The sequence below is a fragment of the Flavobacterium sp. 11 genome (assembly GCF_002754315.1).
Taxonomy (GTDB): Bacteria; Bacteroidota; Bacteroidia; order Flavobacteriales; family Flavobacteriaceae; genus Flavobacterium; species Flavobacterium algoritolerans.
Genome location: NZ_PEFE01000001.1, coordinates 3,582,507 through 3,601,633 on the forward strand (window position 1 = coordinate 3,582,507; position 19,127 = coordinate 3,601,633).

Annotated in this window: 22 protein-coding genes; 12 read left to right on the forward strand and 10 right to left on the reverse strand. The window is 33.9% G+C overall.

Translation table 11 applies throughout. The annotated features are described in order from the left end of the window. Positions 1–3 precede the first annotated feature (3 nt). The 8 genes from CLV00_RS15505 to tgt all read right to left on the reverse strand — a co-directional run bounded on the left by CLV00_RS15505 (position 4) and on the right by tgt (position 7,922). Positions 4–795 carry a sensor histidine kinase gene (locus CLV00_RS15505; RefSeq protein WP_099716023.1) on the reverse strand — a complete coding sequence of 264 codons (792 nt, stop codon included), beginning with the start codon at positions 793–795 and terminating at the stop codon, positions 4–6. Continuing rightward, on the reverse strand, positions 792–1,430 hold the full coding sequence (locus CLV00_RS15510) for a hypothetical protein (RefSeq protein ID WP_099716024.1): 639 nt from the start codon (positions 1,428–1,430) through the stop codon (positions 792–794). The genes CLV00_RS15505 and CLV00_RS15510 overlap by 4 nt, the downstream gene beginning before the upstream one ends. Before the next feature lie 5 nt (positions 1,431–1,435). Continuing rightward, positions 1,436–1,828 carry a hypothetical protein gene (locus tag CLV00_RS15515; protein ID WP_099716025.1) on the reverse strand — a complete coding sequence of 131 codons (393 nt, stop codon included), beginning with the start codon at positions 1,826–1,828 and terminating at the stop codon, positions 1,436–1,438. A gap of 180 nt (positions 1,829–2,008) precedes the next feature. Next, positions 2,009–3,553 (reverse strand): replicative DNA helicase, encoded by a 1,545-nt coding sequence (gene dnaB, locus CLV00_RS15520; RefSeq protein WP_099716026.1) that lies wholly within the window; start codon positions 3,551–3,553, stop codon positions 2,009–2,011. Positions 3,554–3,693: 140 nt separating this feature from the next. Further along, a complete protein-coding gene (locus tag CLV00_RS15525; protein ID WP_099716027.1) occupies positions 3,694–4,647 on the reverse strand; it encodes an acetyl-CoA carboxylase carboxyltransferase subunit alpha in 954 nt (317 codons plus the stop codon). Between the two features lie 121 nt (positions 4,648–4,768). Next, positions 4,769–5,650, reverse strand: a complete 882-nt coding sequence (locus tag CLV00_RS15530; protein WP_099716028.1) for a DMT family transporter — start codon at positions 5,648–5,650, stop codon at positions 4,769–4,771. Next, positions 5,637–6,725: an LptF/LptG family permease gene (locus CLV00_RS15535; protein WP_099716029.1), complete on the reverse strand. Its 1,089-nt coding sequence runs from the start codon at positions 6,723–6,725 to the stop codon at positions 5,637–5,639. The genes CLV00_RS15530 and CLV00_RS15535 overlap by 14 nt, the downstream gene beginning before the upstream one ends. A gap of 66 nt (positions 6,726–6,791) precedes the next feature. Next, on the reverse strand, positions 6,792–7,922 hold the full coding sequence (gene tgt / locus CLV00_RS15540) for a tRNA guanosine(34) transglycosylase Tgt (RefSeq protein ID WP_099716030.1): 1,131 nt from the start codon (positions 7,920–7,922) through the stop codon (positions 6,792–6,794). A gap of 451 nt (positions 7,923–8,373) precedes the next feature. Between tgt and CLV00_RS15545 the strand changes: the two genes are divergently transcribed. From CLV00_RS15545 to CLV00_RS15560, 4 genes are all read left to right on the forward strand, one after another. Continuing rightward, positions 8,374–8,802, forward strand: a complete 429-nt coding sequence (locus CLV00_RS15545; protein WP_143394903.1) for a hypothetical protein — start codon at positions 8,374–8,376, stop codon at positions 8,800–8,802. Between the two features lie 93 nt (positions 8,803–8,895). Continuing rightward, entirely contained in the window at positions 8,896–9,453 is a 558-nt protein-coding gene (locus tag CLV00_RS15550; protein WP_099716032.1) for a YdeI family protein, read from the forward strand. A 32-nt stretch (positions 9,454–9,485) separates the two neighbouring features. After that, a complete protein-coding gene (locus CLV00_RS15555) occupies positions 9,486–9,872 on the forward strand; it encodes a DUF2809 domain-containing protein (RefSeq protein WP_099716033.1) in 387 nt (128 codons plus the stop codon). Positions 9,873–9,969: 97 nt separating this feature from the next. Next, on the forward strand, positions 9,970–10,392 hold the full coding sequence (locus CLV00_RS15560) for a DoxX family protein (RefSeq protein WP_099716034.1): 423 nt from the start codon (positions 9,970–9,972) through the stop codon (positions 10,390–10,392). A gap of 88 nt (positions 10,393–10,480) precedes the next feature. Here CLV00_RS15560 and CLV00_RS15565 read toward each other — a convergent pair whose 3' ends face one another. Continuing rightward, entirely contained in the window at positions 10,481–11,416 is a 936-nt protein-coding gene (locus CLV00_RS15565) for a hypothetical protein (protein ID WP_099716035.1), read from the reverse strand. 484 nt (positions 11,417–11,900) lie between these two features. Between CLV00_RS15565 and CLV00_RS15570 the strand changes: the two genes are divergently transcribed. The 7 genes from CLV00_RS15570 (at position 11,901) to CLV00_RS15600 (ending at position 17,571) form a co-directional block, all read left to right on the forward strand. Beyond that, positions 11,901–13,154 carry a serine hydrolase gene (locus CLV00_RS15570; RefSeq protein ID WP_233206920.1) on the forward strand — a complete coding sequence of 418 codons (1,254 nt, stop codon included), beginning with the start codon at positions 11,901–11,903 and terminating at the stop codon, positions 13,152–13,154. A 3-nt stretch (positions 13,155–13,157) separates the two neighbouring features. Beyond that, a complete protein-coding gene (locus CLV00_RS15575) occupies positions 13,158–13,868 on the forward strand; it encodes a DUF4328 domain-containing protein (RefSeq protein WP_099716037.1) in 711 nt (236 codons plus the stop codon). A gap of 31 nt (positions 13,869–13,899) precedes the next feature. Beyond that, positions 13,900–14,406, forward strand: coding sequence for a MepB family protein (locus CLV00_RS15580; RefSeq protein WP_099716038.1), 507 nt, complete (start codon positions 13,900–13,902; stop codon positions 14,404–14,406). 21 nt (positions 14,407–14,427) lie between these two features. Then, positions 14,428–14,712 (forward strand): rhodanese-like domain-containing protein, encoded by a 285-nt coding sequence (locus tag CLV00_RS15585; RefSeq protein ID WP_099716039.1) that lies wholly within the window; start codon positions 14,428–14,430, stop codon positions 14,710–14,712. 211 nt (positions 14,713–14,923) lie between these two features. Next, the gene (locus CLV00_RS15590) at positions 14,924–15,487 is read left to right on the forward strand and encodes a ferritin-like domain-containing protein (protein ID WP_233206921.1); all 564 of its coding nucleotides are present in this window, start codon (positions 14,924–14,926) and stop codon (positions 15,485–15,487) included. A 216-nt stretch (positions 15,488–15,703) separates the two neighbouring features. After that, positions 15,704–16,555, forward strand: coding sequence for a transketolase (locus CLV00_RS15595; protein WP_099716040.1), 852 nt, complete (start codon positions 15,704–15,706; stop codon positions 16,553–16,555). Between the two features lie 62 nt (positions 16,556–16,617). Further along, on the forward strand, positions 16,618–17,571 hold the full coding sequence (locus tag CLV00_RS15600; RefSeq protein WP_099716041.1) for a transketolase family protein: 954 nt from the start codon (positions 16,618–16,620) through the stop codon (positions 17,569–17,571). Between the two features lie 65 nt (positions 17,572–17,636). On the opposite strand, the gene CLV00_RS15605 is transcribed toward CLV00_RS15600, so the two are convergent. After that, positions 17,637–18,617 carry an FKBP-type peptidyl-prolyl cis-trans isomerase gene (locus tag CLV00_RS15605; protein WP_099716375.1) on the reverse strand — a complete coding sequence of 327 codons (981 nt, stop codon included), beginning with the start codon at positions 18,615–18,617 and terminating at the stop codon, positions 17,637–17,639. Positions 18,618–18,696: 79 nt separating this feature from the next. Here CLV00_RS15605 and CLV00_RS15610 point away from each other — a divergent pair, with 79 nt between their 5' ends. After that, the gene (locus CLV00_RS15610; protein ID WP_099716042.1) at positions 18,697–19,086 is read left to right on the forward strand and encodes an RNA-binding S4 domain-containing protein; all 390 of its coding nucleotides are present in this window, start codon (positions 18,697–18,699) and stop codon (positions 19,084–19,086) included. Positions 19,087–19,127: the final 41 nt, after the last annotated feature.

A 19,127-nucleotide genomic window follows, 5' to 3' on the forward strand; every position in this document is an offset into this window, starting at 1 on the left:
TCTTTAAAAATTAAAAACTACTGAAATACCTTTATTTATTGATGATTCCAAGGTCATTTTACCGTTTAAAAAAGCGATTCTGCTTTCTATATTTTTCATTCCCAGACCTTTCTGATTTTCATTGTTTTTCATTTCAAAACCAATTCCGTCATCCGTGTAAAAACACCAATTCTTTTCATTCTTATTTTCAAAAACAATCGAAATAAAGGATGCTTTTCCATGACGCAACGAATTGTTCATCAGCTCTTGCAAAATTCTAAATACGTGTAAATGTTTATCATTGTCAGTAATATCAAAAGCAGTTTTATTTTCATAATTTACTTTTACAGCTTTGGAACTGCTAAATTCCAAACACAATTCTTCAACACCTGCATGCAATCCAAATTTTTCCAATACTGGAGGCAACAAACCGTGTGCAATTTTCCTTGAATTATCTAATGCTTTGGTCGTAAGATTAATGATATTGGTCGTGATTTCAGCTACCTCATTTTCGGTTAAATTAGGCGTGGTAAGCAAATGACTGTTCAAAGAAACTATGTTGAGTTTAGAACTAATATCGTCATGCAAATCTTGGGCAATACGCTTGCGTTCCTCTTCCTGAGTAATAATTACAGCGCTCAAAAGTTCTTTTTGATACTGAATTTCTAAATCTTTTTTTTCTAATTCCTTTTGAATAATTTTCTTTCTTGAAAAATAGAAAAACAATATCAAAACAAATCCCATTAAAAGAAAAGCGACACAACTATAAATTACGATTTCAATTATTTCACTTTCTTGTAGTGTGTTTACTTTCATAAAGCGGTATTAATTTCCTTTTTATAAAAACTTTTTTTCCATTCTATTAAAATAAAAAATTGATTTATAATAATAAGCAAAGCATTCAATATCCAGGTAAACAAACTCATTTTTGGGCTTAAAACAGCTGTCAAATTACCAACAAGAAATAATATCGTACTTCCTAATAAATATATCAGAAGCCCAACATTAACATAATAAAATTCCTTTTTTTCATTCAACATATTATAAAAATGAATGGTGGCATAAATGATTAGCAAAAAAGAGGTGATGAATATTTCGAATAAATTGAATTTAAAAAACAGGCTGGTATCATACGCATATTGTATAGATAAAGCCATTAATCCTATTACCAAACCAGCTTTCACCAGCTTCTTTTGAAACTCTTCTTTTAGAAGCGTTATATAAAAAAAGCTCAATAAAATAAATTGGCCAATAAAATAGAAATGAGACAAGAATAAGTTGTTAGTATTCATTCTCATAAAGATATTCGATATGATTTGTATAGTAAAAACCACTCCCAAATACCAAGTGAAGATTTTATAAGCTTTGCCTTTATTGGCAAAACCTTTTATAAATAGTATCAGATTAAAAAATAAAATTAAATAACCAATATTTACAAGTACATAATACATTTTAATTATACATTTAAAGGACTTTCAGGATCCCCCGCTGGTGGGCAAGGCGTTGAAAAATCATAAATATTATCTTCCTCGGCAGTCGCATTCCCTACCCCAACGGTAATCATGTCTACATAAATTTTTGTTACAGGATCGTATTTAGTACCTACGATCATCAATTTCTCTACATTATTATCATCTATCCCAATGTAAGCTCTAACGGCATCAACGCCTTCAGCCAATACTTCCAGTAAATCTACTTTTGGAATCAAAAAAGCATTAACATGATGGTGTTTGTTGTAATCTCCTTCTTTTTTAGTCCAACGTTTGGCCCATTTTTGTGCAGTTTTTAAAGGAATTGCATTTACAGTTTTTGTTTGTTTATGGTTTTCAGAAGTAGTTTCTTGTGACATAGGTTTTAGGTTTTGGTCAACACTATATTTAAAAATAAAAATCGATAGCTAAACTACTACTTTTTATTGTTTTAACAAAATACATCCTATGTATTACAAAATTAAAAAGCCTAAATCATTCATTTGATTCAGGCTTTTTAATTTTATATTCTAAAAACAATATCTGACTTGTTTAATTTTCTAAAACGGAACGTCACTGTCATCATCCAAATCATTCAAATTACTTCCAAAAGCTTCATTAGCCGAAGGGAGATTTTTAGTGATAAAAGGATTATCTTCTTGGTTCATACTAGACGGTAAATCATCATAACCACCACTGAAATCTTCCAGATTATCAAACTTACCTAAATGTCCAATAAACTTCAATCGAACGTTTTCTATACTACCATTACGGTGTTTAGCAATCATTATTTCTGCCTGACCAGTTGTAGGGGAAGCTTCATCATCATCCCATTCATCAATTTTATAATATTCAGGACGGTATAAAAACGATACAATATCGGCATCCTGCTCAATCGCCCCAGATTCACGAAGGTCAGAAAGCAAAGGTCTTTTACTCGAACCACGAGTTTCCACCGCACGCGACAATTGAGAAAGAGCAATAACCGGAACATTTAATTCCTTTGCCAATGCTTTTAAGTTTCGGGAAATCGTAGAAATCTCCTGCTCTCTATTTCCTCCACCTTTTCCGTTTCCTCCGGCAGTCATCAATTGCAAGTAATCGACAATGATAATTCGGATACCATGCTGTGAAACCAAACGTCTCGCTTTAGCCCTTAAATCGAAAATAGACAAGGAAGGCGTATCGTCAATAAACAAAGGTGCTTTTTCTAAATTCTTAACTTTGGTACTCAGTTGTTCCCATTCGTGTTTTTCCAGTTTTCCGGTACGCAATTTCTCAGAAGATAAACCAGTTTCAGAAGAAATCAAACGGGTAATCAACTGAACCGATGCCATCTCAAGAGAAAATAAGGCAACTGGCATTCCAAAATCAATTGCCATATTTCGTGCCATCGATAATACAAATGCGGTCTTACCCATCGCTGGCCTCGCTGCAATAATAATTAAATCACTTGGTTGCCAACCTGAGGTAATCTTATCTAATTTATCAAAACCTGTAGCAACACCACTCAATCCTTCCTGACCTGCAATTTCCTCGATTCTTTTCTTGGCTTGCAATACTAAACTTTGGGCAGTTTCAGAACTACGTTTAATGTTTCCTTGTGTTACTTCGTATAATTTAGATTCAGCTCTGTCCAATAAATCAAAAACATCTGTTGTTTCATCATAGGATTCTTCGATGATTTCTGAAGATATTCGAATCAAACTACGCTGAATAAATTTTTGTAAAATGATTCTGGAGTGAAATTCAATGTGTGCCGAAGAGGAAATCTTCTGCGTTAGTTGAATTAAGTAAAAATCACCGCCTGCCAACTCTAATTTTGCATTTTTCTTAAGCTGGGCTGAAACGGTTAATAAGTCAATAGGCTGTGTTTCTGTAAACAGTTGAACGATAGCCTCAAAAATATGTTTGTGTGCATCTTTGTAAAAAGCATCAGGTTGTAAAATGTCAATCACATCATCAACCCCTTTTTTATCAATCATCATGGCACCCAGCACCGCCTCTTCTAAATCGAGAACCTGAGGAGGCAATTTCCCTTTTTCTAAGCTTATAATTGTTGTTTTATCCACCTTTACAGGGTTTATATTTCTGAAGTTTTCCATAGAGCGAAAGTAGCAAAAATTAAAAAATTATTGTCATTGAGTTGTTACAAATAATTGTTCATAAGTAACTATTTTTTGTTTATAACCAAAAAAAAATCCGAAACGGTAAGGCTTCGGATTAAAGATTAATTTGTAAGATTTTACTCTTTATATTCGCCCATTTTACAGTATTTATCCATTCTTTGGGCTATTAATTCTTCTGTTGATAAGTCTTTCAATTCATTAAATCCTTTCATGATATATTGCTCCACTGTTTTGAAAGCAGTCTCTCTATCATAGTGTGCTCCACCTAAAGGTTCCGGAATGATATCATCCACTAATTTTTGTTTTTTCATGTCAGCAGAAGTCAATTTTAATGCTTCGGCAGCTTGTTCTTTATATTCCCAGCTTTTCCATAAAATAGACGAACAAGATTCTGGTGAAATAACAGAATACCAAGTATTTTCCATCATGTACACTTTGTCACCCACACCTATTCCTAATGCTCCTCCAGAAGCACCTTCACCAACAATTACTGTGATAATAGGCACTTTTAAACGAATCATTTCAAATATGTTTCTGGCAATCGCTTCACCTTGTCCACGTTCTTCTGCTTCCAATCCCGGATAAGCTCCCGGAGTGTCAATCAAAGTCAAAACAGGAATACCGAATTTCTCTGCCATTTTCATCAATCGCAATGCTTTTCTATATCCTTCAGGATTTGCCATTCCGAAATTACGGAACTGACGTGTCTTAGTGTTAAATCCTTTTTGCTGACCAACAATCATAAATGACTGTCCATCAATTTTACCTAAACCGCCAATCATGGCTTTGTCATCTTTAAAACCTCTGTCGCCAAAAAGCTCCAAGAAAGTATCACCGCATAAAGCACGCACGTGATCCATTGTATAGGGACGGCTTGGATGCCTTGATAGCTGGACACGTTGCCAAGCTGTCAAGTTTTTATAAATATGTCTCTTAGTCTCTTCTAACTTTTTGTTGATTTGTTTGCAAGTATTCGTTACATCAACATCCGATTCTTGACCAATAATAAGACATTTGTCTAACTGTTCTTCTAGTTCTTTTATTGGAAGCTCAAAATCTAAATATTCCATAGGATTTTTGCGTTTTTGTTTTTATTTGGAACCGCAAATATAAAATTTTAAATCGTTCAAAAAGGTAAATTTTATATTTATGTGTAAAAGTTTGCTTCTCAAAACGTTGAGAAAGTTATTCTTATTTGTCCTTTTGATAGTGTTTTATAACCCCGTTCAGGATTACGGTGATTACAATTATTAATGCTCCGATGTAAAACTCAAAGCTCATTTTCTCTTTTCCGCCAAGGATAAAATAGGCCAAAACAATCCCGTAAACCGGCTCTAAATTTGTAGTCAGCATTACAGTGTAGGGCGTTAGTTTTCGCATTACTTTTACAGAAGCGGTAAACGCATACGCCGTACAAATAGAAGCCAAAATCAGTATTAAAACCCAATTATTAGCTGTCAGTATAAAGAAGTCCGCAGTGAATTTTTGTTGGAACAAAAAGTAAATCGTAATAAAGAAAACGCCTGCCAGAAATTCGTAAAAAGCAATTACTGGAGGTTCGTGCTTTTCTATCAATTTTCCATTCATCAGCGTAAACAAAACACCTAATATAATCGATGCCAAGGCATATAGCATTCCGTCCAAATAGTTAATTTCGACTTTCATAATCAATGCCAGACCAGCAATAATAATAAGACCAAAAAATACTTCGTACCACAATACTTTTCGACCATAAAAAACAGGCTCTAAAATGGAAGCAAAAAACGCTCCCAGTGAAAAAACGGATAGTGTAATGGATACATTAGAAACATGGATGGCTTTGAAGAAAAAGATCCAATGCAAGGCAATCAGCAATCCCACAAAAATCAATTTCAAGAAGGATTTTAAAGGGATTTTAAATGATATCTTCTTGAATGCAATAAACAAAGCTAAAAACAGCCCTGCAAAAAACATGCGATACCAAACTAAAGCATCGGCGGTAATGGTGATTAAAGCTCCTAAAATGGCGGTAAAACCCCATATAAAAACTATCAAATGAAGATTTAAGTAACTCTTTAATTTATCGTTTTGCATTACGTAACAAATAAATGGCTAAAATTCCAAAAGCAATATTAGGCAACCAAACGGCTAACATGGGTGGAATACTCGATTTTTCGGCCAATACGCCAAAGATTTTATCAAAAAATACAAAGGCAAAAGCCAATGCAATTCCTATTGCTAAATTAGTTCCCATTCCTCCTCTTCGCTTCATGGCGGAAACGGCAACAGCAATAATGGTAAGAATAAATGCCGATACCGGAACGCTATATTTTTTATACAAAACCACCAAATACACATTGATATTAGATGATCCTCTTTCTCTTTCTTTTTTAATAAAAGCATTCAATTTTCCTAAACTCAAGGTTTCTGCAATGTAAACCACCGGTGTTAAATCTTCTAAATCAAAAGTGAAAACAGCGTCTTTTTGAGGTGCTTTTTCAATCTTATCATTCAGTTCACCCACCGTTCTTTTGGTATAATCATACATGGTGTAAGTGCTGTCCTTTTGATTCCATTTGATTCTGGTAGCGGTAATTTTATGGACTAACTTTTCGTTTTTAAACTTTTCAAGTGAAAAACTAAAAGCAGTTTTAGACTCCGCGTTAAAACTGTTTACATAGATAAACTCATCATCACTAATTTGTCTGTAAACGTCCGTATTATCGCCACGCATCGCCTCTTTTCCGCCACCTTTCAAGTACGTATATCTAAAATTATTGAATCCTTCACTGGCTGCAGGAACCACAAAGAAACCCATCAGCAATACAAAAACGGAAACAATGGAAGCGCCTATTATATAAGGCCTTAGAAAGCGCGTAAATGAAATCCCGGAACTTAAAATAGCGATAATCTCCGTATCATTCGCCAGTTTTGAAGTAAACCAAATCACCGATAAAAACAAAAATATCGGGAAAAGGGAATTTGCAAAATAAATAGTAAAGTTGTAATAGTAGAGCGCAATCTCTAAAAACGCAACTTTATTTTCGAGCATTTTATTGATCTTCTCCGATACATCAACAACAATTCCTATAGGGATAAACAACAACAGCATCACCGCAAATGTGGCTAAATATCTTTTTAGGATGTATTTGTCTATTATTGTAAGCATAGTAAAGTTTAATCGGTTATTTGTTTAATCGTTTAACCGAATTAACGATTAAACGATTAAACATTTTTAAAGTCTTTGGCTCATATTTTTCACCATCATTTCTTTCCAAGGTCTGAAATCGCCCGCTAAGATATGTTTTCTCGCTTCACGAACCAACCACATATAAAAACCAAGATTGTGTATCGTGGCAATTTGTTTTCCAAGATATTCATTGGCAGCAAAAAGGTGACGCAAATACGCTTTTGTATATTCGGTGTCCACGTAAGTGATTCCCATTTCGTCAATTGGCGAAAAATCATCTTCCCACTTTTTATTTTTTATATTTATTGTACCATTTGCTGTAAATAACATTCCGTTTCTGGCGTTACGCGTTGGCATCACACAATCAAACATATCGATTCCAAGAGCTATATTTTCTAGAATATTTATCGGAGTTCCCACGCCCATCAGGTAACGCGGTTTGTCTTCCGGTAAAATTTCACAAACCACTTCGGTCATGGCATACATTTCCTCCGCAGGTTCCCCTACTGAAAGTCCGCCAATCGCATTTCCTTGTTGGTTTGAATTCGCAATATATTCCGCTGATTGTTGGCGTAAATCTTTATAACAACTTCCCTGAACAATTGGGAAAAACGTTTGTTCGTATCCGTATTTAAAAGGCTGCGTGTCTAAATGATTGATGCAACGGTCTAACCAGCGATGCGTCATTTTCATGGAGCGTTTTGCGTAGTTGTAATCACATGGATAAGGCGTACACTCATCAAAAGCCATAATAATATCGGCACCAATGGTACGTTGAATTTCCATCACATTCTCTGGCGTAAAAAAGTGGTACGAACCGTCAATATGCGATTTGAACTTCACTCCTTCTTCCTTAATTTTTCGGTTGGCCGAAAGTGAATACACTTGGTAGCCACCAGAATCCGTCAAAATATTACGGTCCCAGTTCATGAATTTATGCAAACCACCCGCTTTCTCGAGGATTTCGGTTTGTGGTCGCAGGTATAAATGGTAGGTATTTCCCAGTATAATATCCGGGTTTATATCGTCTTTCAATTCTCGTTGATGCACCCCTTTTACAGAACCTACGGTTCCTACAGGCATAAAAATTGGGGTTTCAATCACACCGTGATCAGTGGTAACAGTTCCCGCTCTGGCTTTGGACTGCGGATCTTTTTTTAATAAATCAAACTTCATAGTAACGTATTTCACCCGATTGTTCGGCTGGCAAAGATAGGTTAATTTGAAAATTAGATAATTACATAATTTAAAAATTTATTTAAGATTTGGGAAATCATTTTGGGCGTGCCCTAAAAAGGTCGGGCTATCCGTTGCAATCTTTTATTCCGCCTATACTTCATAAAAGGATTTCCACTGCAAACGAAGTTCACTGAACTCCTATGAAAAATATCAAAAAAGTGAAGTAATCCTCACGTAAATGAGCGATAACGACAACTAAAATAGTCCCATTTAAATTCAGCAATAATCCTGCAAACTAAAAGCCCATTTTACGGTTTGTAAGAAAATTTTAATATATTTGAAGAAGTATAAAGAAAAAAAACTTCACAAAACTGCCATTGTTTGGGTGTATGTATTAATTTTTTTTAGTACATGCAAGCTGTCAGAAAGTTTGTTAAAATTATATAAAATGGAAAAAAACAATATCGATTTTAGCTGGTTTAAAAAATTAAATACTGCGAATATTTCTCCAAGTATTAATCCAAATCTACAATCTTTATTTAAAGACCCAGAACTGACACAAAAGGAAATTCTTAACTTCTTGAAAGAAAGCAACCAAAAACAATTTGAGGTAGCAGAATTACAATCTAAAACAGCTGAAAAGCAGTTTATTAACAATAAAAGATTAACAATAATCGCATTGATTTTTGCTTTTATTTCTATTATCCCAATAATTCTAGAAAATATTCCAATATTTCAAACCAAAAAAAGCGTTGAGAATAGATATGAATTAGAAAACAAAATATTATTTCAATCAAACGCTATCCTTGAAAATCAAGTAAAAATTTTAAAATTACAAAACGACATAATTTTAGAAAAGCTAAAAAATAAAAATTAGAAATATTAAAAATTTCAACCTTAATGTCTGACTGCGCTAACCATTTTCTGTAAATATTAACAATCTAAATTATTTAATAACCTTTTTTTTAAAATGACACCAACCTTTTTTGCAACACAAGCAGCATTTAGAGAATGGTTAGAAAAGCACCACAAAAAGGAAACGGAACTTCTCGTTGGTTTCTATAAAGTGAGTAGTGGCAAACCTTCCATGACTTGGTCGCAATCAGTGGATCAAGCACTTTGCTTTGGTTGGATTGACGGTGTACGAAGATCAATTGATAATGAAAGTTACAGCATTCGTTTTACGCCACGAAGAAGCAGCAGTATTTGGAGTGCCATCAACATCCAGAAAGTCGAGGAACTCACTAAAGCCGGGTTAATGACTCCTGAAGGACAAAAAGCATTTGATTTACGTACAGAAAATAAATCCCGAATTTATTCTCACGAAAAAGAACCGGTTGCTCTTGCCTCAAATTATGAAAGCCAATTTAAAATGAATTCATTAGCCTGGGACTTTTTTAATACACAAGCGCCTTCCTACAAAAAGGTAATGATACATTGGATAATGACCGCAAAACAAGAAAAAACCAGAATATCACGGCTTGAAAAAACAATACAAATCAGTGAACAACAAAAACGAATGCAATAAAAAATAAAATCCTAAATAATTAAACAACCAAAATGCTTCAATTCAACCGCACTTATTTTGCTTTTACAATATTCCTTTTTCTCTTGGAAACAGTCATCGCTTTGTTTGTTCATGACAACTTTATAAGGCCTTATTTTGGAGATTTTTTAGTGGTCATGCTACTCTATTGTTTCCTGAAATCGTTTCTAAACGTATCGGTTTGGGCTGCCGCTGGTCTTGTGTTGCTCTTTTCATTTGCTATCGAAACCGCACAATATTTTAATATGGTTGAAAAATTAGGATTACAGCATTACAAAATTGCTAAAGTTGTTCTTGGAAATTCTTTCGCCTGGATGGATTTGCTTGCCTACGTGCTTGGAATTTTGGCCGTAATTAGCATTGAAAAATTCATTCCAAAACAAGAGAATAAAAAACAATAAGAGCTTCGGGCTATCGCTAAAATAAGCTATTCCATACAGCAAATTCTTGCAAAAATATCTTACGTTTGTAAGAACACAATACTAAAAACTTTAAATTATGATTCAAAAACTGTTCTCCCCAACTTCTTGGTCCGCTAATGCAAACGATTGGGCTTCGCTTATTTTACGATTAACACTTGGTTTGTTGATGTTGAGTCATGGCATTCCTAAACTGATGAAATTAATGAATGGCACAATGGAATTTGGTGACCCAATAGGCATTGGTGTTCCGGCATCATTGACTTTGACTGTTTTTGCAGAAGTTGTATGCTCTTTATTAATTGTAATCGGATTATGGACCAGACTGGCATTGATTCCGCTAATTATTACCATGGTAGTAGCCGTGTTTATTGTTCACATAAATGATGATCTGGGAACAATGGAATCTGCATTAATGTATTTACTGTGCTATATTGCCCTATTTTTATTGGGAAGCGGTACCTATTCTATGGATTCCGTTTTGAAAAGAAAAACTCTTTAAAAAATCATTAAATATAAAAACGTCCTAAAACAAGTTGTGTTTTCTGCCAACTTATTTTAGGACGTTATCCATTTTTAAACGGATATAATTATTCTAATAGTTTTTCACTGTAGTAAGCAATTTCAGAAATTATTTTGCCTTTATCATCAAAATTATCAATGAAAAATATAGGCAAAACTATTTTCTTGTTATCTGATTTTCTTGTTAGTCTAAAATTCCACCATGACTGTACCACTCTTGCATCTCCCATTTCATAATGCAAATAGTCTGGATATCCTACCATGTCAATACTTGTCAAATCATATTTTGCAAAAAGCTTTTGATCATTTGCTTTTTGCTCCGCTAAAGTGATGCTTTTGTCTACAGGCATATTTATATCAGAGAATGTTGCCTTTTCGTCATAAAAACTATACGCTTTATCAAAGTCTTTGTTTTCAAAAGCATAAATCATTTTTCTGACACTATTAATGTTTTCGTGATGATTATAAATCGCACCATTTTCCCTGTCATTGAAACTATGCCCGATTTCATCAAAAACACTGCTATTTCTGTATCTAATAATAGTCTTGATTTTATTGTTCTTATCCACCACAAATAAACGGTGCAACGGTGTATCAATTTTAACTCCTGTTTTATTGTGCACTCCTTTTAAATCGTCCCAAGTTTGAACCCAAACTACATCTTTATTATCAGCTTCTTTATATTCTAAAGCATCTGGATAAGCACCTTCTGATTTTTTAATACTTAAATAATCAATATTCTCTTTCCAAAACTTGACCTCGTTTAAAAAAGCAGTTTTGTCTGATCCTTTATCATCCTTATTAGAACTCACACCATTAAATGATTTAAAATCGTCTGTTAAAAAACTGGCAACTTTATCAGCGTCTCCCTTTACATAAGCTTGAGTCATGGCTTCAACAACATTAATTGCAGGATGCTCCACATAAATAGTCCCGTTTGTTTTCTTTTGAGCGTAAGTGATGCAAACTGCAATCAACAGTACCATTGAGAAAAATTTTTTCATATTTATTTGTTTTTTTGGTTAATAAGACATTAAATTTAATCATAAATACTGAATATCAGATATTTACGATTAAAAACTTTCGTCTTGTTTTAAATAAAGAAGGAACATTTTTGAATTTTTTTGCATTCAAATTCATAAAATAATTCCCTTTTACGGACGAATAAAAACATAAAAACACGGACTTTTCCTAACTGCATAACTCTTTTCAAAACTGAAACAGAAAAATATAATTCCAAAAAAAGCAACGCTGTTGTAATCCTTTTACAGGAAGTTATTTTTTATAAAAATAATTTTATATCAGTTTAATCGTATATATTTACTTGAAAATTGCTAAAATCTTATTCTTTTATCCTTTTCAAAATGAACTGGGATTTCACAAGATTTTTTAAAACCTTACAACAATACAATTGAAACAATTATGGTAAAGAAAATTTTAATTACAATGCTTTTCAGTTTATTATTTGGCACTGGATATTCCCAAAAAATGAACGTAGCAAAACTGGATAGTTTATTTCAAATTCTTGAAGCAAAAGATAAGTTTATGGGAAGTATAGCCGTTTCGCAAAATGGAACGCTTATTTATTCCAAATCAATTGGAAAAGCAGATATTGAAACGAATAAAAAAGCAACTAATTTATCCAAATACCGAATTGGTTCTATTTCAAAAATGTTTACTTCTGCATTAATATTCAAAGCAGTTGAAGAGAAGAAAATAGCATTAAATCAAACTATCGAAATCTATTTCCCAACAATCGAAAATGCAACGAAAATAACGATTGGAAATTTATTAAACCACAGAAGCGGCATCCATAATTTTACCAATAATCCAGACTATTTAAAGTACAATACCGAACCCAAATCCGAAGAGCAAATGGTAGCAATCATTGCAAAAGGAAAAAGTGATTTTGAACCAAACAGCAAAGCAGATTATAGCAATTCAAATTATGTTTTGTTGAGTTATATTCTTCAAAAAGCATACAAAAAACCATACGCAGCTATTTTAAAAGATAAAATTACAAAGCCATTAGGCTTAAAAAACACTTACGTAGGAGATAAAATAAGCATTCAAAACAACGAATCTAATTCTTATAAATTTTCAGAAAAATGGATAAAAGAAACCGAAACGGATATGTCAATCCCAATGGGTGCTGGTTCAATTGTTTCTAATCCGACTGATTTGACCATTTTTATTGACCTTTTATTCGCGAATAAAATAATCAACGAAAGCAGTTTAAAACAAATGATTACTTTACAAGACAACTACGGCATGGGGATTTTCCAAATTCCGTTTTATGATAAAAAAGGATTTGGCCATAATGGAGGAATTGATGAATTCAGATCTGTGTTGTATTATTTTACAGAGGACAAGATTGCCGTTGCTTTAACATCAAACGGAAAGACATACGACAATAATGATATCATTATCGCCGCTTTAAGTAGTTACTTCAACAAGCCGTTTGTAATTCCTACTTTTAAAAATTTCGAACTCAAAACCGAAGACTTGGATCCTTATTTAGGAGAATATTCAGATGCTGGATTTCCCATGAAAATTACAATTACAAAAGATAATTTAAAACTTTTTGCACAAGCAACCGGACAATCAGCATTTCCGTTAGAAGCAACTGAGAAAGATAAATTTGAGTTTTTAGCCGCTGGAATACAACTAGAATTTAAGCCAAATGAAAAACAAATGATTATAAAACAAGGTGGTGGAGCATTTAAATTGACAAAAAAATAAAAAATGGAAAATTTAAAACCCAACGGCCAAAGAGCAAAAATTGCTATTATGCTATTATGGACTGTGCTAACTGTCGAAATAATTTCACTCCTTTCTGATTATTTGCAATATGACTTATTAGAAACTGTTGCAAATGGTGGACAAATCACAACTGAAGCAGCCACTGATAATGATTTAAGACAAAAAATCATAGGCCTAATTTATTTGACAGTATATGTGATTTCGGGAATTACTTTTATACGCTGGTTCAGGAGAGCCTACTACAATCTTCACATAAAAGCCGAAAGTTTATCATTCACCGAAGGATGGGCCGCAGGTTGCTGGTTTGTACCAATCATTTCTCTTTATAGACCCAATCAAATCATGAAAGAGTTGTATCTGGAAACACAAAGTTTACTATCTAAAAAGGATGAAAATTATGCTCGAAATCTAAGGACCCATTTCATTGGATGGTGGTGGGCATTATGGATTATTTCTTCATTTTTAGGGCAATTCATTTTTAGATATTCCATGAAGGCGGAGACACTTGAAGAGCTTACTACGACTACAATTGCCAGTATTGTTGCTTCAATAATTGGTATTCCTCTAGCCATAATTACTGTAAAAGTGATTAAGGATTATTCTGAAGTTGAACACTTACTTTATGAATTGAAGGATGAGGAAGAAGAAGTGAAAATCATACCTGATACTGACTTACACCCATTAGAAAATTAGTTCTCACATAAAATCCCAAATAACAACACGAATGATTCCCGAAAACCTAATTGAGACTAAAGAGCTTGTATTTGACAAATGTGGTTTTGAACTCCGAAATCTTGAAATAGAAAAAGAAAGTGCCGAATATTGCGCCTGTAAATTTGACCTTGACACCATTAAAATACTCTTTCGTCTTGCAAAAATTACCCCTACAAAGATTGGGCAATTTGTCACTTTTTGGAAGAGAAGCGAAAATGGACCTATCGAGCCTTATGCGGTTTCAGACGATATTGATTTTTTTGTTATAAATACTAAAAGCAACGATAAATTTGGTCAATTTATATTTCCAAAGTCGGTACTTTGCCAACAAGGAATTATCAGTACCAACTTAAAAGAAGGAAAACGAGGAATTCGGGTGTATCCGCCGTGGGACTTGACAGAAAGCAAACAAGCGCAAAAAACCCAAAAATGGCAACTGGAATATTTCTTAGAAATTCCGTTGAATAAATCCGTAAATTTAGATAGAGCAAAACAGCTTTATGCTATCATAGATTAATAATCTTTAAAGAACAACAAAATGGAAGTAGCAAAAATAATTAAAGAAAAACTGGGAACCATAGTCGATGTACGTTCCTATGATGAGTTTATGGGCGGTCATGTTGCTGGTTCCATAAACATTCCTTTGAATGAGATACCACATAGAATGCAGGAAATACAAGAACTTAAAGCCCCATTAATTCTTTGTTGTGCATCGGGAAATAGAAGTGGACAGGCACAAGTGTTTCTAACGGCACATGGAATTGAATCTTATAATGGCGGTTCATGGCTGGATGTGAATTATCATCAGTCACAAACCACTTAAAAAGACAATCCAACGGCTATTCAAAACTAAAATCAGAACATTAATTTCTTTAAAAAATCATACATTTCGTATTTACAATTAGTTAATTAACAATTGATTACATTTTAATATGTTTAATTTTACCCTACTTGAAAATTAAATAATGAGTTTGTTTAAGAGAATATCATATTTAATATTTTTCATAAAAAATTAATCTTAAAAAACTAGTGTTATGAGAACTGAAATGGGTAAAAGCGAAAATAGTAAAGGAGCTGTACAAGCAAATGCAGCACATGGATTGAGAGATTTATTTGAAGTTGGATTGAAAGATATTTATTGGGCAGAGAAAGTGTTAACTAAAACATTGCCAAAAATGATGAAAAACGCATCATCACCAGAATTAGTTAACTCTTTAAAAAACCAATTGAATGAGACGCAAGAACACGTTTCACGTTTGGAAAAAATATTTGAAGCAACTGGTGTTGAAGCGACTGCCAAAAAATGCGAAGCAATGGGAGGCATATTGAAAGAAACAAATAGCTTGATCAGACAAACTGATATTGGCGTTGTTCGAGATGCCGGAATTATTGCAGCAGATCAAAAGGTAAAACATTATGAAATTGCAACTTATGGAACCCTCCATGCTTTTGCAAAAACTTTAGGAGAAGATAAAGCGGCAAATCTATTGGCGATGAGTCTTGATGAGGAGAAAAAAACAGATGCGGTATTAACTGGAATCGCATTAACTGCTATCAATAATCAAGCGCACAGAGCTGATGCAATTACGAACACTTAACTATAATTGTAATTGGAGAATATACAAATATTATATGTTTCTCCATTCACAAAAAAGCCCGCCAAATGCGGGCTTTTTTGTGAATTATGCAAACTTATGCCGGTAATTTTATTCAACTTAAATTCTAACGGAATCTTACATTAAATATTCCTAAAAACTTTTGCGGTAACCCTAAATAAAAATTACATTTGCAGCAGTTTAACTTTTACACACAAAATGAAGCCTAACACACAACAATTAAACGATTTAACAATCCAAGTCAGAAGAGATATTCTTCGAATGGTACACGCTGTCAATTCAGGTCACCCAGGTGGTTCTCTAGGTTGTACTGAATTTCTGGTAACCTTATACCAAAACATAATGGAACGCAAAGAAGGTTTTGATATGGACGGTATTGGAGAAGATCTTTTCTTCCTTTCAAACGGACATATTTCTCCTGTTTTCTACAGCGTTTTAGCGAGAAGCGGTTATTTCCCGGTATCGGAATTAGCAACTTTCCGTTTGATCAATTCAAGATTGCAAGGTCACCCAACTACTCATGATGGTTTACCTGGAGTGAGAATTGCGTCAGGTTCTCTTGGACAAGGATTATCAGTAGGAATTGGTGCTGCTCAAGCTAAAAAATTAAATGGTGACAATCATATAATTTACACGCTTCACGGAGATGGTGAATTACAAGAAGGTCAAAACTGGGAAGCAATCATGTATGCTTCTGCAAAAAAAGTAGACAATCTTATCGCTACAATCGATTTAAACGGAAAACAAATTGACGGAACAACTGATGAAGTTTTAGCAATGGGAAGTATCCGCGCTAAATTTGAAGCTTTTGATTGGGATGTTTTAGAAATTGAAAAAGGAAATGATATTGAAGCTATTATTGCTGGAATGAATGATGCAAAATCAAGAACTGGAAAAGGAAAACCAGTTTGTGTGTTGTTGCATACTGAAATGGGTAATGGTGTAGATTTTATGATGTACAGTCATGCTTGGCACGGTAAAGCGCCAAATGATACGCAACTTGAAATTGCTTTAGGTCAAAATTATACTGAAGGCGAAAGCGACTACTAGAAAGTGTTCAGAGCTCAGTAATTAGTGTTCTGTAGAATACTGCTAAAAATCTAAATTGAAAAATGAAAAAATATACAAATACAGGAAGTAAAGACACTCGTTCGGGTTTTGGAGCGGGAATGACTGAATTAGGTCAAAAGAATGAAAATGTGGTTGCACTTTGTGCGGATTTAATAGGTTCTTTAAAATTTGACGATTTCAAGAAAAATCACCCGGAACGTTTTTTCCAAATTGGGATTGCAGAAGCAAACATGATTGGAATAGCAGCTGGTTTAACTGTTGGTGGTAAAATTCCTTTTACAGGAACTTTCGCTAACTTTTCCACAGGAAGAGTGTATGATCAAATCCGTCAATCAGTGGCGTATTCTGAGAAAAACGTAAAAATTTGTGCTTCACACGCTGGATTGACATTAGGTGAAGACGGTGCTACACACCAAATTCTTGAAGATATTGGATTAATGAAAATGTTACCGGGAATGACTGTAATCAATACTTGTGATTACAATCAAACTAAAGCGGCTACTTTAGCATTAGCAGATCACCATGGCCCAGCTTACTTGCGTTTTGGTCGTCCGGTTGTGCCTAATTTCATGCCTGCTGATGAGCCTTTAGTAATAGGAAAAGCGATTGTTTTAAGCGAAGGTTCTGACGTAACAATTATTGCTACTGGACATTTAGTTTGGGAAGCGCTAATTGCTGCTGAAGCTTTGGAAGCAAAAGGTATTTCTGCTGAAGTAATCAATATCCATACGATCAAACCATTGGATGAAGAAGCGATTTTGAAATCATTGGCAAAAACAAAATGTATCGTTACTGCTGAAGAGCATAATATTCTTGGTGGTCTTGGCGAAAGCGTTTCCAGAGTCCTAGCATTGAACAGTCCAGCTCCACAAGAGTTTGTCGCGGTTAATGACAGTTTTGGAGAATCTGGAACACCAGAACAACTAATGGAAAAATACAAATTGAACAATCAAGCGATTGTTGAAGCTGTAGAAAGAGTAATGAAAAGAAAATAATATTTTCATTTTACACCAAAAAAAATCCAGTTCAATTGAACTGGATTTTTTTTTGAATTTATTTTTTAATTACACTTTACTAAGTGTCTTTTTACTCTAGCCGGATCAGTAGTATTACCATCACAACTCGGTATATCTGCAAAAGGAATTAAAACACCATTAGCTCCTGTAATTTCTGTTTTTGTACTAACTCCATCTCCATCATCGTCAGCATCTAAAAAGTTAGGAATACCATCTCCATCAGTATCATCAGGATTCACAACGCCTGTTGCCAAAATACGCATGTAACCGTCTCCGTTTACATCCTCTTGAAAGTTCATAATTCCATCATTATCAGAATCTAATCTGCTAATTGCAAATAATTTAAAACTAAAAACTAAAGGAGCATAAGCTGGAATACTGGCACTTCCTGAATTGTAATATCCAAGTCCTGAAGGAATAAACATAATTCCTGCTCCAAAATCATTATAAGAAACTGTACCGTCAGCATTAGAAGAATACGTTCCCACCTTAAACTCAGGAAAAGTTTCACCCCATCCTGTTATTGTACTAAATAAACTTAAAAATTGTTGTGGATTCTTAGCTTCTTCAAATTGGGTTGCCGTTAATGCCGTAACTTCAGATACCGTTTGACGATCTAAATAATCTCCTTTGTAAGCGGCTAACACACCATCAACATTAGAAGGTTTCTCTCCTACTCCTTCTCTTAACACTAAATAATACAACTTGTAAGTTATATCATGAAGTTTCACCTCTTTACTCAAAAGTTTAGGAAAAGTGGCACTATTCAAATAGGAATAAATAGAGGGTGCTGTTCCTCCTGTTGGAATTTTTGTAAAAGTAACATCTTGATCATCAGCAAAACCAGGATGATTAAGAACAGTTATAGAATAGGTTTTTAAATATTCTTCAATATCAGTTAAATCAGTAGCAAGTTGTGCTGCATAATCTCTAGGTGGTTCAATTTCAGCAGCATCATCCTTTGAACATGAAAATAAAGAGACGGTTGTAATTAATAGAATAAAATAATACTTAAATTTGTTCATTATAGCTAAATTTTTAAGTGCGCAAGATACAATATTGATTGATTTTTGTAAACTATTTAACTCCGATTTTAGAAAATTTATGAGAATAGATAAATATTTATGGTGCATGCGGTATTACAAAACCAGAAATATGGTTACCGAGGCCTGTAAAAAGAATCATGTGACTGTAAATGGTCTTGTTGCCAAGCCATCAAAAGAGGTTTTTCCTACTGACAAAATTACGTTCAGGAAAGACCAAATTACCCAAATCATCACCGTTCTGGATGTACCAGAGAATCGTGTTGGCGCTAAATTAGTTGATATCTACCGAAGAAATGATACTCCAGCAGAAGCCTACCAGCATTTAGAATTACTGAAATTATCAAAGGAGCATTACCGAAAAAATGGCACCGGAAGACCTACCAAAAAAGACCGAAGAGATATTGATGAATTTGGGAATGAAACAACCACCGATGAAGATGATGAGTAAGCCTAAAACGTTACTTGTTTAAGTTACCAAAATGATCCTTT

What these genes read in the sequence shown, in the direction of transcription:
- CLV00_RS15505 (WP_099716023.1), bottom strand. Translation starts at nt 795, where the DNA reads ATGAAAGTAAACACACTACAAGAAAGTGAAATAATTGAAATCGTAATT.
- CLV00_RS15510 (WP_099716024.1), bottom strand. Translation starts at nt 1,430, where the DNA reads ATGTATTATGTACTTGTAAATATTGGTTATTTAATTTTATTTTTTAAT.
- CLV00_RS15515 (WP_099716025.1), bottom strand. Translation starts at nt 1,828, where the DNA reads ATGTCACAAGAAACTACTTCTGAAAACCATAAACAAACAAAAACTGTA.
- dnaB (WP_099716026.1), bottom strand. Translation starts at nt 3,553, where the DNA reads ATGGAAAACTTCAGAAATATAAACCCTGTAAAGGTGGATAAAACAACA.
- CLV00_RS15525 (WP_099716027.1), bottom strand. Translation starts at nt 4,647, where the DNA reads ATGGAATATTTAGATTTTGAGCTTCCAATAAAAGAACTAGAAGAACAG.
- CLV00_RS15530 (WP_099716028.1), bottom strand. Translation starts at nt 5,650, where the DNA reads ATGCAAAACGATAAATTAAAGAGTTACTTAAATCTTCATTTGATAGTT.
- CLV00_RS15535 (WP_099716029.1), bottom strand. Translation starts at nt 6,725, where the DNA reads ATGCTTACAATAATAGACAAATACATCCTAAAAAGATATTTAGCCACA.
- tgt (WP_099716030.1), bottom strand. Translation starts at nt 7,922, where the DNA reads ATGAAGTTTGATTTATTAAAAAAAGATCCGCAGTCCAAAGCCAGAGCG.
- CLV00_RS15545 (WP_143394903.1), top strand. Translation starts at nt 8,374, where the DNA reads ATGGAAAAAAACAATATCGATTTTAGCTGGTTTAAAAAATTAAATACT.
- CLV00_RS15550 (WP_099716032.1), top strand. Translation starts at nt 8,896, where the DNA reads ATGACACCAACCTTTTTTGCAACACAAGCAGCATTTAGAGAATGGTTA.
- CLV00_RS15555 (WP_099716033.1), top strand. Translation starts at nt 9,486, where the DNA reads ATGCTTCAATTCAACCGCACTTATTTTGCTTTTACAATATTCCTTTTT.
- CLV00_RS15560 (WP_099716034.1), top strand. Translation starts at nt 9,970, where the DNA reads ATGATTCAAAAACTGTTCTCCCCAACTTCTTGGTCCGCTAATGCAAAC.
- CLV00_RS15565 (WP_099716035.1), bottom strand. Translation starts at nt 11,416, where the DNA reads ATGAAAAAATTTTTCTCAATGGTACTGTTGATTGCAGTTTGCATCACT.
- CLV00_RS15570 (WP_233206920.1), top strand. Translation starts at nt 11,901, where the DNA reads ATGAACGTAGCAAAACTGGATAGTTTATTTCAAATTCTTGAAGCAAAA.
- CLV00_RS15575 (WP_099716037.1), top strand. Translation starts at nt 13,158, where the DNA reads ATGGAAAATTTAAAACCCAACGGCCAAAGAGCAAAAATTGCTATTATG.
- CLV00_RS15580 (WP_099716038.1), top strand. Translation starts at nt 13,900, where the DNA reads ATGATTCCCGAAAACCTAATTGAGACTAAAGAGCTTGTATTTGACAAA.
- CLV00_RS15585 (WP_099716039.1), top strand. Translation starts at nt 14,428, where the DNA reads ATGGAAGTAGCAAAAATAATTAAAGAAAAACTGGGAACCATAGTCGAT.
- CLV00_RS15590 (WP_233206921.1), top strand. Translation starts at nt 14,924, where the DNA reads ATGAGAACTGAAATGGGTAAAAGCGAAAATAGTAAAGGAGCTGTACAA.
- CLV00_RS15595 (WP_099716040.1), top strand. Translation starts at nt 15,704, where the DNA reads ATGAAGCCTAACACACAACAATTAAACGATTTAACAATCCAAGTCAGA.
- CLV00_RS15600 (WP_099716041.1), top strand. Translation starts at nt 16,618, where the DNA reads ATGAAAAAATATACAAATACAGGAAGTAAAGACACTCGTTCGGGTTTT.
- CLV00_RS15605 (WP_099716375.1), bottom strand. Translation starts at nt 18,617, where the DNA reads ATGAACAAATTTAAGTATTATTTTATTCTATTAATTACAACCGTCTCT.
- CLV00_RS15610 (WP_099716042.1), top strand. Translation starts at nt 18,697, where the DNA reads ATGAGAATAGATAAATATTTATGGTGCATGCGGTATTACAAAACCAGA.